This is a genomic window from Arthrobacter sp. ISL-30 (genome assembly GCF_018613855.1).
In the GTDB taxonomy this organism is placed as follows: Bacteria; Actinomycetota; Actinomycetes; order Actinomycetales; family Micrococcaceae; genus Arthrobacter.
Window position 1 is genome coordinate 33637 of record NZ_JAGGPK010000009.1, and the last position, 15525, is coordinate 49161.

The following is a 15525-nucleotide window of genomic DNA, read 5'->3' on the forward strand; positions in this document are numbered from 1 at the left end:
TTCCCGGTACGGTTTAGCAGAAGGCCGTTGGATAGTTTTTCGACCCGGCTTTCTGCTACCCACACCCTGCCCTTGGGCGCGGGTGTTGCGTTGGTCGGTTCGATTTGACCCAAACGAAACGGCATCAACAATCGTGGCCAGCGAGTCGACCGCACCCCCTGCAGCGTCAATCAGCGAGTACCTCCAGGAACTGGTACTGAACAGCTCCGACGTCGAGCAATTCCTTCATGAGCTCGCCAGCGTGTCCGCACGCAGCCTCTCCGAACCCCGCGACGAAGTCCTGTGCGGAGTTACGCTTCTGAGGCGTCGGAAAGCAGCCACTGTTGCCAGCAGCAGCGCCGAGGCGCAGGCAATGGACGAGATCCAGTACACCTTCGGTGACGGCCCCTGCATGACAGCTTGCCGGGAGCAGAGCACTATCCACATCCCCGATCTGGCGGACCATGACAGGTGGCCGAAGTTCACCGAGTCGGTCCTTGGGCGTGGGGTAAGGTCCATCCTCGCCGTTCCCCTGAAGCTCGAGGGGGACACCCGGGCCGCCCTGAATTTCTACTCCCACCGTCCGGGCAGGTTCGAACCACGAGTGATCGAACTGGCCGAGGACTTCGTGCGGCAGACCTCAATGGCGCTGCGCCTCGCGGTGCGATTCGCGCACTTCAGCGACGCGGCCGAGGACCTGAGGGCAACCCTGGAATCGCGAACGGTGATCGACGTGGCGGTGGGAATCATCATGGCGCAGAACCGCTGCACCCAAAGCGAAGCGTTCGAGATCCTGAAGGCCGCCTCCAGTTCCCGCAACATCAAACTGCACGGTGTGGCGACGGCGATTGTTGAGTCTCTTGGACAAGGGCCCCTGAAGACGCACTTCGAAATGTAAAGCGCAGTCGGAGGGGCCAGAGTCGCGGGCGGGTAGCCCGGGCGGGCGGGTAGCCCGGGCGCGAGCCTCAGTCCTCAGTCGGCGTCGTCCGGTTCGAATGGTAGTTTCGCCAGCTGTGTTCCGGGGCGAAGCCGAGGAGCCTTTTCGCCTTGTCGATGGAGAGCATGGTTTCGTGCTCTCCCAGCTCCTTGGTCACGCGCACGTTCGGGAAGACTTCCGCGGCAAGGCTCGCGCTGGAGCGGCTCATCACGGTGTCGTCATTGGCGATGATGAAGGCCTCGAACCCCGGTATTCCCTTCTCCAATGCCAAAGCCACCGCCTTGGCGCCGTCCCGGCCGTCGATGTAGCTCCAGAGGTTCCATTTCCGCAGCCGGGCATCGGCGTCGAAGGACGGAAAGGCCTCATAGTCCTCCGGGTCCATCACATTGGAGAAGCGCAATCCCACAATGCTCAAATCCGGATCCCAGCGTGTCAGCTCACGGGCCATCTGTTCCTCGAGGTGCTTCACCAGCGAGTAGGTGCTTTCCGGCCGGGCCGGATACTCCTCGTCGACGGGGATGTAGGGAGGGTCGACGTCGAACGGCAGCCCCAGCACCGTCTCACTGGAGGCGTAAACCACCCTCTTGATGCCCGCCTTCCGGGCGGACTGGAACACGTTGTAGGTGGAAAGCATGTTGTTTTCGAACGTAGCGGCATCCGGCGCCAGACCGGGAGCGGGAATCGCCCCGAGGTGCACGATCGCGTCGAAGCCCTGGTGCCGGTCGTCCAGTCCCAGGATCACGTCCAGCACCTGGCCATAGTTCCGCAGATCTACCTGTACAAAGCCGCGGGTGCGCTCCCCCGCCCTGTCCAGATTAAGGACGTCATGGCCATCAGCGGCCAGCCGCCGCAACACGTTCCTTCCGAGCTTTCCACTTCCACCGGTGACTGCGATCCTCATTCAGGGCTCCTCTGCTCCATCGGGCGTTGCCTCCACCCTAGATGATTAATTCCCATTGATTCTGGGGTTGTTAGTGGTCGTAGGCGATCAGTGAGCGTTTGCGGGGTGCGTTGGTGTGCCAGTTGTGCCATATGTCGGAGGCGAGGGCGAGCAGGCGGGCTCCGACGCGGGCGTAGACTCCGGGCAGTGTCCTGCCGCCGTGTTGTTCCAGGGATAGCTGGCCTTTGAGGCTGTCGAAGACGGATTCGATCCATTGCCGGATCCGTCCGAGTTTCCCGAAACGCGGTTTCTCGTCTTTCCGGTCCGGGCGTAGCAAGGTAGCGCCCAGGTCCTCGGTGATGAACGCTTCAAAGTCCTGGCCGGCGAAGCCTTTGTCGCCGAGGATGACCTGTCCTGCCCGCACCAGATGGTGGTCGTTCGTGAGCAGGGCCTGGGTGACTTCGCGTTCGCCGATCTTCGGGTTGGCAAGGCCCCAGATGATGGGCATGCCCTCGGGCGTGCTGAGCAGATACAGCCGGAAGCCCCAGAAGTAGCGTGAGTGTGAAGCGCAGTAGCCGTAGCCGGCGTGCCCGGCCAGGTCGGAGCGGTTCACGGTTTCCCGCGACGTGCCGCAGGGCACCGGGGTGGAGTCGACCAGACGCAGAACTTCGTGCCATGACGGGGTGTCGCGGGCCAGCGCGGTGATCACGGCGGCGATGAGTGGCCCGGCCGCCCGGATACGTTTGTTATAGCCTGACTGGCCCGGGATTCCGGGGAACATAGGGCGCAGATGGGCGCGTGCGTAGCGGATCCACCGGGTTTCCGAAGAGAATCCGAGCAATTGCTGGGCGACGAGCAAACAAAGCAGCTCTGCATCCGTCAGGACCGGCTTGCGTCCCGGCCTCCGATCCCGGGACACGCCCAGATCGGGCAGGACATGGTCGGTGAGAAAGACATAAAGTGTGGTCAGGAGAGTGTTTAGTTGAGTGTTCACAAACCCGGCTTAACACTCTCCGACCTACTTTAAAACCTACTTTAAAAGCACCCACGCCGCGCAGAGCAATAGGACTTACTCATCTAGGCGCGCATGAGGAGGTTAGGTAAGCGGACGGTCGGGGCCGAAGAGAAAGTCTTTGGCGTGGGCCACTGCCTTCTTGAATGCGTCGTTGCGCAAGGCGAGCAAGGGATCGGAGTCGCCGTCAGTCGGTTCGAGGTAACCTGTGTAGCCGGGACGGAGTACCCAGATGTCCCCGCCCGGCGGGAGATAGAACACCCCGAAGGATCTGTGCTGCTGGTCATCCTCACTCCAGATTGGAACCACTGCCAGGGCGGCGCCGGTCACAGGGTTGACCCACTGGGCGCGCGGGAGGGGTTGTTCATGGGCCTCGGGGTCAAGGAAAGGGGCCGTGCCTTCGCCCCAGCGCTCCTCGAACCGTTCATGGAATGCGGGGAAAAGGTGGGAATCGTAACGGCGCCAATCGTTCATGGATTTGGCCTTTCTTTCCGGCGGTTGTTGTATCCGGCCCACGGTCCGCTTTCCCAGTGAACCGGGGAGACGCGCAGTGGGGGATCTTCGGAGCGCACGCGGCGGACAGGAACATTCCGCGGAACCTGCTGAGTCCGAGGCGCAGGCCGGGGCGCAGCCCGTGGAGCGGGGACATCCTGCCGTGGGCGCACCTTGGTGAGGAGCAGCGAATCGTCGTAGGCCGCCCTGGATGTCGGGTCCCGAAGGACCGCGAAGGCCTGCATGATGCGGAGCAGCTCACCCGTGTCCACTGTGGCTCCGGTGTCGACGTCGGGGTGGTGGGTGCGCATGAGTGCCCTGTACGCCTTGGCGATGTCTCGCTGGCTGGCGGATTGCGACACATTTAGCGTTTCGTAGTGGTCCGGGTTGGTGCTGCTCATCTCCAATACTCCCGGCTGTTGCTGTTGTATCCCGAAGGATGGCGGCACTAGGCGGTTTCCGGCTGTCCGCCGGAACCGCCCAGGTCGTGGAGCCTAGCTTGAAATCTCGTGGAGCTGGCTCTGCTTGTTCTCGATTTCGATCTTGCGCGGCTTCGCCTGTTCGGCAACTGGAATACGGAGCGTCAGGACGCCAAGGTCATAGCTTGCCTTGACGTTATCCGTATCCAGGGTGTCGCCCAGGATCAGCTGGCGGCTGAAGACCCCGCGCGGCCTCTCGGACGCGATGTACTCGACGTCGCCGCCGGTCGGGTCCTTCCGTTCGGCACGGACTGTGAGGACGTTACGCTCAACGTTGAGGTCGACGGAGTCGATATCGACACCGGGGAGGTCGAAAGCGACTACGAACTGACCGTCCTCCTGCCAGGCATCCATCGGCATGGCCGCGGGACGGGCAGTGGTTCCGAAGACCTGCTGGGTGAGCCGGTCAAGTTCCCGGAACGGGTCCGTACGCATCAACATCATTTCCCACTCCTTCAGCATGTGATTTAGCTATACCTTATGGCGCCCCGCTCTACTTATCTGTCTTGGCGGGTACAGATTTTTTATAACACCCGCGCTAGGTGTGTGCAAGATCCAAGGCGAAAATTTTTTGGAAGATACTCTTGCAGCATGGGTGCCATGAACGAACTGATCGACAAGGCCGCCGTCGTCCGCCTTCGGGATGCGCTTGCAGCCGCAAGTCCGGGCTCCTCATGGACTAGGCTGGAAGCGAGCATTGAAGGACTGGATTCCCTTAACCTCCGGGGCCGAACGGACCTGGTCAGCGATGCCCTGCTCGAAGACCTCCTGGCGGCCCAGGCGGCTGAATATCCGACGGCGGCACGCATCTTCCGCGCCGCCCTCGGGCAGGAGGCCTTCACGGGTTGGATGCTGTGGCCGGTGTCGGAAGCGGCAGTAACCCTTGCACTCAAAGCTGGCAACATCAAGGCCAGCAACATGGATGACTTCGACGATTGCCTGCGACTCCTGTCCGAGCTGACTCCGCGACTGACCGGCGAGTTCGCCATACGGCGGCTCCTGTCAGTTGATCCGGACCGGGCTTTGGCACGGATCCTGGAATGGACCACCCATCCCAATGAACATGTAAGAAGACTGGCCAGCGAAGGCACCCGGCCTTACCTTCCCTGGGCAGTGCGCGTTCCGAAGCTGCTCAAGCAGCCCGAGGCCACACTGCCCATCCTGCATGCCTTGTATCGGGACTCCCATGAATACGTCCGGCGTTGCGTGGCCAACCATCTCAATGACATCGCCCGCCACGCCCCGGACCTGGTGGTTGCAACAGCGGCGGCCTGGCTGGCCGAACCGGACGCGAACACACCTTGGGTCGTTCGGCAGGGATTACGAACCCTCATCAAGAAGGCGCATCCCGGTGCCCTCGCGGTACTGGGGTTCGCCCCCGCGGCCGTAGCAGTCAGCGCACCGCGCCTGGACCGGGACGTGGTGATGATGCCCTCTGACCTTGCCTTCGAGTTCGAGATTTCCAACAGCAGCGCGGCGCCGGCGCGACTCGCCGTCGACTACGTCATCCACTACGTCAAGGCCAGCGGGCTCCATGCGGAGAAGGTCTTCAAGCTCGCGGCCTTGACCCTGGAACCCGGCGAAACCCGGCTACTCGCCAAGCGGCATGCCTTCCGGCCTATGACCACGCGCGTCCACTACCCCGGCGTCCATGCGCTGGAACTGCAGGTTAACGGGGAGCGGCATGCCTGGACCGAATTTACCGTGGAAGCCTGAACGGCCTCGAACTCAAGACGTGACCAGCAGTTAAGCGGACATTCATGAGGGTTTCCATCGTTGTCAAAACCCGCCGCATAGCTTGTTGGGCATGAACATTTCACGCAGGTCCCTGCTCACTGCCGGCCTCGGTGCCGGACTGGTCGCCGCAGTTCCGGCCACCGCCGTCGCTGCTACCGCTACTACCCAGGACGCCCTCCGCGCCGACCCTTTTACCCCTGGCATTGCTTCGGGCGAGCCGTGGCCGGATGGCTTTGTCATTTGGACGCGACTCGCCGTTGACCCCCTGGCGGACAACGGACTGGGCGGCATGCCGTCGCGAAGTGTTCCGGTTGAGTGGGAGGTGGCCGAGGACGCGCTCATGACCAGGGTGGTGGCCCGCGGGGTCGAGCAGGCACAGCTCGAGAACGCCCACTCCGTCCACGTGGAACTGCGTGGCCTCAAGGCTGGACGTGAATACTTCTACCGCTTCCGCAGCGGACGCCACATCAGCCCGGTCGGCCGTACCCTCACAAGCCCCGCCCTCCACGAGATCCCCTCAGCCCTGGCCATGTCCTTCGCCAGCTGCGCCCAGTACGAGCACGGTTTCTTCACTGCCTACAAGCGGCTCGCCGAGGATCATCCGGACCTGGTCCTTCACCTTGGTGACTACCAATACGAATATAAGAAGGACTCCTACGTCATCGGCGGCGGCAACGTCCGCGACCACGACGGCCCCGAGACCGTGACGCTGGAAAACTACCGGCAGCGCCACGCCCAGTACAAGTCCGACGTCGATCTCCAGGCCGCGCACGCGATCGCGCCGTGGCTGGTGGTCTGGGACGACCACGAAGTGGACAACAACTGGGCGGACGAGATCCCGGAGAACAGCGACCCCGCGCAGATGAACGACACCGCCGTGCGTTTCCGCCAGCGCCGTGCTGCCGCCTTCAAGGCCTACTACGAGAACATGCCCCTCCGCCCGTCGTCGCTGCCCAGCGGCTCGGACATGAAGATCTACCGCAGGCTGCAGTGGGGCCAGCTGGCCAACTTCCACATGATGGACACGCGCCAGTACCGGGATGACCAGCTGGCGGGCGACGGCTGGCGGAAGAACGTCACCGAACGACTGGCCGAGAACCGCACGATTACCGGCGTGGAACAGGAGCAGTGGCTCCTGGACGGCTTCGGGAACTCCAGCGCACGCTGGGACATCCTGGGCCAGCAGGTCTTCTTCGCCGAGCGCGACCGTGCCCAGGCCCTCGACGTCGACGATGTGTCGATGGATGGCTGGGACGGCTACGCATCGTCCCGTCGCCGTATCACGCAGGGTTGGGTTGACGCCAAGGTTCGCAACGCCGTCGTCCTCACCGGTGATGTCCACAGGCACTGGGCCAGCGACGTCAAGGTGGACTACAAGAACCCGGACGCCCCCGTAGTCGGTTCGGAGTTGGTCTGCAGCTCCATCACCTCCAACGGCAACGGCACAGGTTCGACGTCGGACCCCACCATGGCCTGGAACCCGCACCTGAAGTTCTACAACGACCAGCGCGGCTATGTTCGAACCACGATCACCAAGGACGCCATGAAGGCGGACTTCCGGGTCCTGGACTACGTCACCACAGAAGGTTCGCCCGTCAGCACCAAGGCGACCTTCCACATCCAGGACAGTGTTCCGGGGCTGGTTTAGTCCTCGTCCCGGACGGGGTGGCCGCTGATGATGGAGATTCGGTTGAAGGCGTTCATCACAGCCGCCGACCAGCACAGGGCGGAGTACTGCTCCTCGGTCAGGATGTTGCGGGCTCCCATAAGGGCTGCCTGGCGTTCGTCCTCGTCCGGGAGGTTTGTAACGGCTTCGGCCACCACGAGGGCGGCCTGCTCAAGTTCCGAGTAGATCTCCGCTTCCCGCCAGGCGGCGAGCACGTGGAGCTTCCGGGCGGAGACCCCAGCCTCAACCGCTAGTCGGCCATGGAGGTCAAGGCAGTAGGCGCAACCGTTGAGTTGGGAAATCCGGACCTTGGCCAACTCCAGGACGTCCTTGCTGAGGCCTGCGGCATCCGTCGCTTCACGCACTTTTAGCTGGACCGCGTTGAGGGCCTTCCAAATGTCCGGGTTCGCCTTGTCGAGATAGAGGGACTGGCTGGCCAGGTTGGCGTTCATTTCGGTCCTTTCCCGGAGGGACGGCGGCCCCCTTCTCCAACAGATTCTGTCCCAACATACGGATGGAGCGAAATTGAGCAGAGCTTGACCGAATATGCAGGGGAATCCTGATCGCGGGGGCGCATCCTTATCCCGAGGCGCAACCCAATGGGAGGCAGGGAACTGATGCGACTCCGCGAAAAGGCACCACACTGCTGGCACTGGCGCCCAAACCTGATCCACCTGGAAGGCATCTGCCCCAGTGGGTCTCCCGCCGACGTCGCCGGCTGCCGACGTCGGCGAATCCGCCGCCGCTTCGTTTGACCGGTAGTTGACCCCATCTCCGATGGTTGAGCTGGTCCCCTAAAGCGTTGCAGGATCCGTGTTCGCCCCGCAGAGGATGACCGCGACGCGCTCGTCAGCGGCCGGGACATAGGCTCCCGAAAGCAGGGCCGCATAAGCGGCGGCCGCGCCGTGCTCCACCACCATGCGGTACTCCTGCCACAGCTGCGAGCGCGCGGCGACAATATCGTCGTCGGACACCAGGAGGCTTTCGACGCCGGTCCTCACAGCGACGTCGAAACCTATCCTGCCGATCCGCCTCGCACCGAGGGAGTCCGCCGCCACGCCTGCCACTCCGACGTCGACCGGCTCACCGGCGGCCAGTGCGGCGTGGAGGGTGGGTGCCAGGATCGGCTCGACGCCCACCACCTGTGCCGCGCCTTCGACGGCGGCCGCAATTCCGCCCATCAGGCCGCCTCCGCCAACTGCCACAAGGATCGTGTCCACCGAGCCCAGTTGCTCCAGTAGTTCCGATCCCACCGTTCCTGCCCCGGCGGCAATCTCAGGCTGGTCGTAGGCGTGGCAGACCACGGCCCCTGTGTCGGCCGCGTAGGCAAGGGCGGCGTCGTAGGCCTCGGCGTATTCGATGCCGCGCTGGACCACGGTGGCGCCCACAGCCCACAGTTTCTTGACCTTCACTGCCGGCGCCGACTCGGGCACGAACACAGTCGCGGGGACGCCAAGGTGCGCTGCAGCGTAGGCGTTCGCCAGGCCGGCGTTTCCTCCGGACGCGACTACGATGCCGACGTCGTTCCTCAGTTCACCGCGTTCGCGGCATGCCAACAGCCGGTTGAACGCGCCGCGGGCCTTGAAGGTCCCGGTGCGCTGCATGAACTCGCATTTGAGCCGGACGTCCCCTGGGAAGGATTCGGCATCGGCGCGGATCAGTGGCGTACGGCGGATTCGCCCTCCGATCCGGGCGCAAGCTTCGTCGACGTCGGTACGAGTAATCATCTGCCCATCCTTCCTTATAGTGTTGGCAGCGTTAAGGATCGTTCACTGTAACCGCAACGAAGGGGACCGCCCGCATGGCATATATCACCGCTGGACAGGAAAACAGCACTGATGTCGAGCTCTACTACGAGGACCATGGAACGGGCCAGGCAGTGGTGCTCATCCATGGTTATCCGCTGGACGGCTCCTCGTGGGAGAAGCAGACGGCCGCGCTCCTCGAGGCCGGCTACCGCGTCATCACCTACGATCGCCGCGGCTTCGGCAAATCCAGCAAGCCGACCACCGGTTACGAGTACGACACCTTCGCGGCGGACCTCAACACCCTCATGGAGGCCCTCAACCTGAACGACGCCGTCCTCGTCGGCTTCTCAATGGGCACCGGAGAAGTAGCCCGCTACCTCTCGACCTACGGTTCGGCGCGAGTGGCGAAGGCCGGCTTCCTCGGCTCTCTGGAACCTTTCCTGCTGCAGACAGACGACAACCCCACAGGAGTTCCGCAGTCAGTGTTTGACGGCTTGACCGAGGCAGTCACAGCGGATCGCTACGCCTTCTTCACCGAGTTTTTCAAGAACTTCTACAACACCGACACCTTCCTGGGCACGCCCAGGCTCAGCGAGGAAGCGCTGCAGGCCAGCTGGAACCTCGCGGCCAACTCGGGTGCCTTCGCTTCCGTGGCTGCGCAGCCCACATGGCTCACGGACTTCCGTGCCGATATCCCCAAGATCGACGTTCCCGCCCTGATCGTGCACGGCACCGCTGACAACATCCTGCCCATCGACGCGACGGGTCGGGAATTCACCAAGGCGCTGCCCGCCGCGGAGTACGTCGAGATCGACGGCGCCCCGCATGGACTGTTGTGGACGCACGGCGCAGAGGTGAACGAGGCACTGCTCGCTTTCCTGAAGAAGTAGCCGTTCGTTTAGGCAAGCAAAAGCCACCCGGCGCTCCCCCCAATGAGGGCGCCGGGTGGCTTTTGGCCCTTTCCCGTCGAACCTAGAACGCGCCCGTCGTGAAGCTCCAGCTCGTGGTAGCCAGGCTGTTCCCGGCCAGGTCACGTATGCCCGCGGCGCCGCCTGTGAGGATGGCCGTGTACTTGGTCTTGCTCGACAGGCTGTACTTCGGGTTGAGGATCCACTGATTAGTGGTGCCGTTGCGGGTAACAGTGGCAGTTACGGTGGCTCCGGTTGCGGTGTTCTTCAGGGTGAAGGTTCCTGAACCGACGCCCTGGACGGCCTCGCTGAAAGTGGCGGTGATGTTGGAGCCACGCCGGACTCCCGTTGCCCCGTCGCTGGGGGTCCGGGTGGTCACCACTGGTGCCGCATCCGCCGGTGGCGTAGGAGCGGGAGCCGGAGCAGAGGCGGGATCGGAGAACAGCAGCTTGTTCGGCGTGCTGGCGCTCGTAGCCGTGACGGCTCCTGCGGTTGCGGCGGACGTAAGAGTCGACGCAACTTGCGCCGGGGTCAGGCCGGGACTCTTGGAGAGGAGGACCGCCGCCGCACCCGCGGCATGCGGGGAGGCCATGGACGTTCCGCTCATGGAGGCGCTGGCCGTCGTCGAGGTGTACCAGGTAGAGGTGATGGCGACACCGGGGGCGTAGAGGTCCACGCAACTGCCGAAGTTCGAGAAGGAAGCCTGCCGGTCCGCCGAGTCGCTTGCCGCAATGGTCAGGGCTTGCGGAACCCTGGCAGGTGACGTGCCGCAAGCATCGACGGCGGAGTTGCCGGCGGCAACCACCGCAGTCACGCCGTCGTTGATGACGCCCTGCAGCGCCGAGTCCACCATCGAGCTGGCCGAGCCGCCGAGGCTCATATTCACGACGGCGGGAGCTCCGGCAGCGTGGTTTGAAGCGATCCAGTCCAGCCCTGCGATGACGTCGGAGTTGTAACCGGAGCCGTTGCAGTTCAGGACGCGGACGGGAATGACCGTGGCGGCCTTGGCTACGCCGTAGGTCTTGCCGGCGACGGTCCCGGCCACATGCGTTCCATGGCCGTTGCAGTCGCCGGAACCACGCCCGTCGGCGACGGCGGTCCAACCGGCCGCCACGCGTCCGCCGAAGTCGGTGTGGGAAGCCAGAACACCGGTGTCCACGATGTAGGTGCTGACGCCGGCCCCGTAGGAGGCCGAGGTGTATGTGCCGGACAGCGGCAGCGAACGCTGGTCGATCCGGTCCAGTCCCCAGGGCGCCTGCTGCTGGGTTTCGGAAATGGTTACAGGTGCGTCAGGTTCGACGGCGGTTACTCGCGCCGAGCGCTTCAGCGCAGCGGCCTGGGCGGGAGTGGCGTTCACGACCGCACCCTTCACGGCCGCAGCGAAAGTCCGTCCAACGCCGATTCCCTGGGAGCGGAGAGCTTTCGCCTCTGCGGCAACATCAGTTCCCGGAGCGTACTGGACGAGGTAGCGGCCGTTTGCTGATGCAGGATCCTGTGAGGGGCCGACGGCGGGAGGGGCCGCGTTGGCGGCAACCGAGGTGGAGGTGAGGACAACCGCGGACATCAGGGTGATCAACGCGGGGCGGAGAAGCTGGGAGTTGCGAATTTCAGGTTCCTTAGTCGATGCCGGTCAAGGGCCGGCGGGCGAAATCGAGCTACTCAAAGAGTAGGTTCGCAGGCAGACCAACGGCGGAACTTTCCCTGATCCTTGGCTAAAACTGCGCGTTCCTTGAGGTTGCCGGTGGTCGAGCCTGTCCCTGGTTCAGACAGTCTCGACCACCGCGCAGGCTCAACCACCAGGCGGGCTCAACCCGCTGTTTGCATTGACCACTCGCGGCGTTCGCGGGTTTCTCCGTAGGGGACTTCTCCGGTGACGGCGACGGTGTACGAGGTGTAGTGGTTCTGCGTGACGAGGACGCCGTGGCGGCGCTGCTTCATGGCAAAAGTAAGGGCAATATCGACGGCGGCGTTCAGGTCGGTCTCGATCGTACGGACATCTTGTCCTGTGACTTCCAGCAGGAAATCGGAATGGCGCTTAATCATGGTGCTCTCTCTTTTCTCGATGCGAAGGAGGTTGGAGATCTGGCGGGTTGGAAACTTGGAGGAGGAGAAATTTGCGTCCCGGGTGCGGCGCCTTGGCGGCCGAGAGGGCTCGCTGCCAGGAACGTCTTTGACGCGGGGAGGGTGTTTCGTGGTGGCCCGGCATTCTCTGGCTGGGCGGGGGTCGGCGCATTATGTCCGACGGGGTGGACCGGGAAGCTGATCGTTATTCGATGTTCCGGCGGATCCATCACCAGTGTGGCCCATGGGAGGCGGGCGCGCAAGCAAAATGGTGGTGTGTCGTCCGTCTCATCGCGGAGACTTGCTTCTCTGAGTGGCCCACCCTGCTCGATGCCCATGCCGAGAACGTGGCTATTTTGTCGGACCCTCCCCGTAGGCTGAAAGCGTCCGGGGAAGGGGGATGAGAGATGGATGAGAGATGGGCTGTCGAGGCGTTCGTGGCCGATGACGATGCGTGGGTTCCGGCTGTGAACTTCGCGGACCAGGCCGGTTCGCTGCTGGTCGGTACCGTGAGCTTTCCGCTGGTGTCTTTCCTCACCGGCGATGGCGCGCTTGAGATAGTCGAGGCGGCGGAGCGCCTGATCGGATGGGCGACCGCCATGAAACTGCGTGCCCTGGCCCGGGTCGAAGAAACGATGGGCGAGGAGACCCTGAAGCGGCGCGAGGCCCAGCCGTTACGGTTCGGCGGAGACGAGGCCCATGCGCTTGCCGTGACCGAAGTCGCCACCGCCTGTGCCCTTTCGGAAGCCACGGCCGCTCGATCGCTGCACGACGCCGCGGACCTGGCCGGGTCCCAGTGGGAGGTCCTCGATGCCCTTGAGGAAGGCCAGATCTCCCACGCACACGCCCGGGTCATGCTCGATCAGGCCCGTACCCTCCCGGCCGGACACGCCGAAAGATTCTCCCGCATGGCCCTGCAACGTGCCCGGACCCGGGAAGGTCGACGCCGCACGCCCGCCGAGTTTCGCAGCTGCCTGCGCCGGATGCGCGAGTGCCTCCATCCCGATAGCCTCCAGGCCCGCAAGGCTGCCGCCGGGCGCGAGCGTGGTGTGTGGTTCACCCCGGAACCGGACGGCATGTGCACGCTTAGCGCCTTCCTTCCCGCCGAGGCCGGGCTGGCCATCTTCAACGGACTGGATCGCGATGCGCGAACGGCTAAGGCACGGGCAGCGCAGCTCAAACTTCTACCCGAACTCCACCCGGCCCCCGACCCCCACCCGACCCCCGACCCCCACCCGACCCCCGACCCCCACCCGGCTCCCGACCCCCACCCGGCTCCCGAGCCCCACCCGGCTCCCGAGCCACTCACGCTGTCCGAGCTCCGCGCCGATGCGCTGGTGCAGCGCCTCCTGGGCGGTTCTGACGAGCCTGGAGCGGAACCATTTCTCGCCGAGGTCGTGGTAACCATTCCAGTCAGGCTCGCCCTCGATGCCGCCGAAGGCACCCGAGCTTTCGCCGGGGAAGGCACCCAAACGCCAAGCATGGCGGAACTCGAAGGCTACGGCCCCATCGATGCCAGCACGGCCCGGCGCCTGGCAGCCCTCGCGCCTACATGGCATCGGCTCTTCACGGACCACACAACCGGCCAGGCCCTCGGCGTCGGCCGCAGTGCCTACCGACCATCGAAAGCCCTGCGCCTGTACTTGTCCCACCGCGACCGGACCTGCCGCTTCCCCGGCTGCACCCACCCGTCCATGGGGTGCGAAACCGATCACACCACCGAGTGGCAGGACGGCGGACCAACGGACCCCGGCAACCTGGCACTGCTCTGCCGCAAGCATCACGCGCTCAAATCCATCGGGGCCTGGACCTACACCCATGCGACCCCCACCGGTGACCTCACCTGGCAATCACCCCTTGGCCGCACATACACCACCGAACCAGCGGACCTAGGCAATCACCCACACACACTGCCGCACCTCTCACCCAGGCCACCGGACCTCTCACCCAAGCCACCCGACCTCTCACCCAGGCCAGCGCCCAAGCCTCCCCCGTTCTGACCTCAGCTACTTCGAAAGGAACCACGACGGGTACGTCGGCACACTGGCGAGGCCAGCAGGCTGGCGATGCGCGGGGACTTGTTCGCTTCGAATCAAGGCCTGTTCGCGAAGACACAAGACTCTCCCTCTCTTCCGGGAACACACTGAAGGTGAAACTGCGAGGCTCCGGCCCGCCCTGCCTACTCGAAGTGGGGGCGCGTTCATCAACACCGGCCAGACCTGCGCCGCCCTCAAACGCCTCGACGTGCACGACGACATGTACGACGCCGGCTTGGTCGACGCCGCGAAGGACTCCGGCGCTCGCGTCCTGCTCGGCGGCAACCCCGAATCACAACAGCCCGGCAACTTCTACCCCACCACCCTCATTGCGGACATCGACAACGACAATCCGCTCGTCACGGAAGAGCAGTTCGGCCCGGCCCTGCCCATCATCCGTTACAGCACCATCGACGACGCCATCAGCATGGCCAACGGTCTCGACGTCGGACTCGGCGCTTCAGTCTGGTCCCCCGACCTCAGCGCCGCGCGCGAAGTCGCCGCCCGTCTCCAGGCCGGCACCGTCTGGATCAACAAACACGGCGCGGTCGATCCCCGCATCCCCTTCGGCGGCAACAAGCAATCCGGCTACGGCCTCGGGTTCGGCGTCGAAGGCATCAAACACCTTGGCGTCCCGCTGATCGTCAACGGCTAGCTTCGCCAGCCAGGTTCACTCGTCCAGGCAGCCGGACATTACTTAGCCATTGCGCTAAGTAACTGGGAGTGATACTTTGCCTTATGGCTCAGTATCCACCACTCGACGGCGTCTTCCACGCCCTCGCAGACCCCACCCGCCGGGCCGTCCTAGAGAGGCTGGGACACGGGCCGGCAAGCATCAGCGAACTGGCTGAACCTTTCGACATGGCGCTGCCCTCCTTTATGAAGCACATCCACCTGCTGGAAAACACAGGCTGGATTCGGACGCGCAAAACTGGCCGCGTCCGCACATGTGTGCGGGAGAAGCAGGCGTTCACGGCGATGGAAGCCTGGCTTGAGCAACAACGTGCCGTCTGGGAAGAACGCACGGACAGGCTAGAGCAGTTCGTCACGGCCCATCAGGAAAAGGAGAATTCCAATGAACCAGCATGAGCAGTCCGATCTTGACCTTACGATCTCGCGCATCATCAAAGCCCCCAGAAGCGAGGTGTGGAGCGCCTGGACCGATCCCGCCAAGTTCGAGCAGTGGTTTGTCCCGGCGCCGGCGCGCTGCAAAGTCGTAGACATGGAGCTTCGCCCCGGAGGCTCCTTTGTGACCATCCTCAGCGAGGATGGAGGCGATTTCGTTCCCCACATCAACGGCTGCATCCTTGCTTGCGATGAACAGGAACGCATTGCCTACACCACTGCCTTGGTGGGCGGCTGGCGGCCGGCGGAAAATCCCTTCATAACCGCCGTCATCACTTTCAAGGACCACCCGCAAGGCACGGAGTATTCCGCGCAGGTAATGCACCGGAACGTGGCAGACCGGAAGCTTCATGAGGAGATGGGCTTCTATGACGGCTGGGGCACCGTCATAGAACAGCTCGCCCGATTGGCCGAACAGGCTGGCTGATCAGGGCTGGCTGACCAGGCTGTGACTGTCCGCACCCG

The 15525-nt window shown here is 64.0% G+C and carries 16 protein-coding genes and 1 pseudogene; 8 read left to right on the forward strand and 9 right to left on the reverse strand.

The window, feature by feature from the left end:
- The first annotated feature begins 133 nt into the window (after window positions 1-133).
- A complete protein-coding gene (locus tag J7E82_RS02970) occupies window positions 134-877 on the forward strand; it encodes a GAF and ANTAR domain-containing protein (protein WP_214860229.1) in 744 nt (247 codons plus the stop codon).
- 67 nt (window positions 878-944) lie between these two features.
- On the opposite strand, the gene J7E82_RS02975 is transcribed toward J7E82_RS02970, so the two are convergent.
- The 5 genes from J7E82_RS02975 to J7E82_RS02995 all read right to left on the reverse strand — a co-directional run bounded on the left by J7E82_RS02975 (window position 945) and on the right by J7E82_RS02995 (window position 4220).
- Window positions 945-1817 carry an NAD(P)-dependent oxidoreductase gene (locus J7E82_RS02975; RefSeq protein WP_214860230.1) on the reverse strand — a complete coding sequence of 291 codons (873 nt, stop codon included), beginning with the start codon at window positions 1815-1817 and terminating at the stop codon, window positions 945-947.
- 70 nt (window positions 1818-1887) lie between these two features.
- Entirely contained in the window at window positions 1888-2790 is a 903-nt protein-coding gene (locus J7E82_RS02980; RefSeq protein WP_214860232.1) for an IS982 family transposase, read from the reverse strand.
- A gap of 102 nt (window positions 2791-2892) precedes the next feature.
- Window positions 2893-3282 carry a hypothetical protein gene (locus J7E82_RS02985; protein ID WP_214860234.1) on the reverse strand — a complete coding sequence of 130 codons (390 nt, stop codon included), beginning with the start codon at window positions 3280-3282 and terminating at the stop codon, window positions 2893-2895.
- Window positions 3279-3701, reverse strand: a complete 423-nt coding sequence (locus J7E82_RS02990) for a J domain-containing protein (protein WP_214860235.1) — start codon at window positions 3699-3701, stop codon at window positions 3279-3281. The genes J7E82_RS02985 and J7E82_RS02990 overlap by 4 nt, the downstream gene beginning before the upstream one ends.
- 93 nt (window positions 3702-3794) lie before the next feature.
- Complete coding sequence (locus J7E82_RS02995; protein ID WP_214860504.1) at window positions 3795-4220, reverse strand: Hsp20/alpha crystallin family protein; 426 nt, start codon at window positions 4218-4220, stop codon at window positions 3795-3797.
- 150 nt (window positions 4221-4370) lie between these two features.
- On the opposite strand from J7E82_RS02995, the gene J7E82_RS03000 reads away from it, so the two are divergent.
- Window positions 4371-5495, forward strand: a complete 1125-nt coding sequence (locus tag J7E82_RS03000) for a DNA alkylation repair protein (RefSeq protein WP_214860236.1) — start codon at window positions 4371-4373, stop codon at window positions 5493-5495.
- 91 nt (window positions 5496-5586) lie between these two features.
- Window positions 5587-7164: an alkaline phosphatase gene (locus J7E82_RS03005; protein WP_214860237.1), complete on the forward strand. Its 1578-nt coding sequence runs from the start codon at window positions 5587-5589 to the stop codon at window positions 7162-7164.
- Here the strand turns inward: J7E82_RS03005 and J7E82_RS03010 are convergent.
- A complete protein-coding gene (locus J7E82_RS03010) occupies window positions 7161-7634 on the reverse strand; it encodes a carboxymuconolactone decarboxylase family protein (protein ID WP_214860238.1) in 474 nt (157 codons plus the stop codon). The genes J7E82_RS03005 and J7E82_RS03010 overlap by 4 nt on opposite strands.
- Window positions 7635-7976: 342 nt before the next feature.
- Complete coding sequence (locus tag J7E82_RS03015; protein WP_214860239.1) at window positions 7977-8909, reverse strand: threonine/serine dehydratase; 933 nt, start codon at window positions 8907-8909, stop codon at window positions 7977-7979.
- Window positions 8910-8983: 74 nt separating this feature from the next.
- Here J7E82_RS03015 and J7E82_RS03020 point away from each other — a divergent pair, with 74 nt between their 5' ends.
- Complete coding sequence (locus J7E82_RS03020; protein WP_214860241.1) at window positions 8984-9820, forward strand: alpha/beta fold hydrolase; 837 nt, start codon at window positions 8984-8986, stop codon at window positions 9818-9820.
- A gap of 82 nt (window positions 9821-9902) precedes the next feature.
- Here J7E82_RS03020 and J7E82_RS03025 read toward each other — a convergent pair whose 3' ends face one another.
- Together J7E82_RS03025 and J7E82_RS03030 are read right to left on the reverse strand one after the other, a co-directional pair.
- Window positions 9903-11402, reverse strand: a complete 1500-nt coding sequence (locus J7E82_RS03025; protein WP_214860243.1) for a S8 family serine peptidase — start codon at window positions 11400-11402, stop codon at window positions 9903-9905.
- Window positions 11403-11644: 242 nt separating this feature from the next.
- A complete protein-coding gene (locus tag J7E82_RS03030; protein WP_214860245.1) occupies window positions 11645-11881 on the reverse strand; it encodes a hypothetical protein in 237 nt (78 codons plus the stop codon).
- A gap of 425 nt (window positions 11882-12306) precedes the next feature.
- Between J7E82_RS03030 and J7E82_RS03035 the strand changes: the two genes are divergently transcribed.
- From J7E82_RS03035 to J7E82_RS03050, 4 genes and pseudogenes are all read left to right on the forward strand, one after another.
- Window positions 12307-13899 (forward strand): HNH endonuclease signature motif containing protein, encoded by a 1593-nt coding sequence (locus J7E82_RS03035; RefSeq protein WP_214860247.1) that lies wholly within the window; start codon window positions 12307-12309, stop codon window positions 13897-13899.
- Window positions 13900-14092: 193 nt separating this feature from the next.
- A pseudogene (locus J7E82_RS03040) lies at window positions 14093-14590 on the forward strand (aldehyde dehydrogenase family protein); the annotation flags it as partial.
- Between the two features lie 83 nt (window positions 14591-14673).
- A complete protein-coding gene (locus J7E82_RS03045) occupies window positions 14674-15024 on the forward strand; it encodes a helix-turn-helix transcriptional regulator (RefSeq protein ID WP_214860249.1) in 351 nt (116 codons plus the stop codon).
- Window positions 15011-15487 (forward strand): SRPBCC family protein, encoded by a 477-nt coding sequence (locus tag J7E82_RS03050; RefSeq protein WP_214860251.1) that lies wholly within the window; start codon window positions 15011-15013, stop codon window positions 15485-15487. Before J7E82_RS03045 ends, J7E82_RS03050 begins: the two co-directional genes overlap by 14 nt.
- Window positions 15488-15525: the final 38 nt, after the last annotated feature.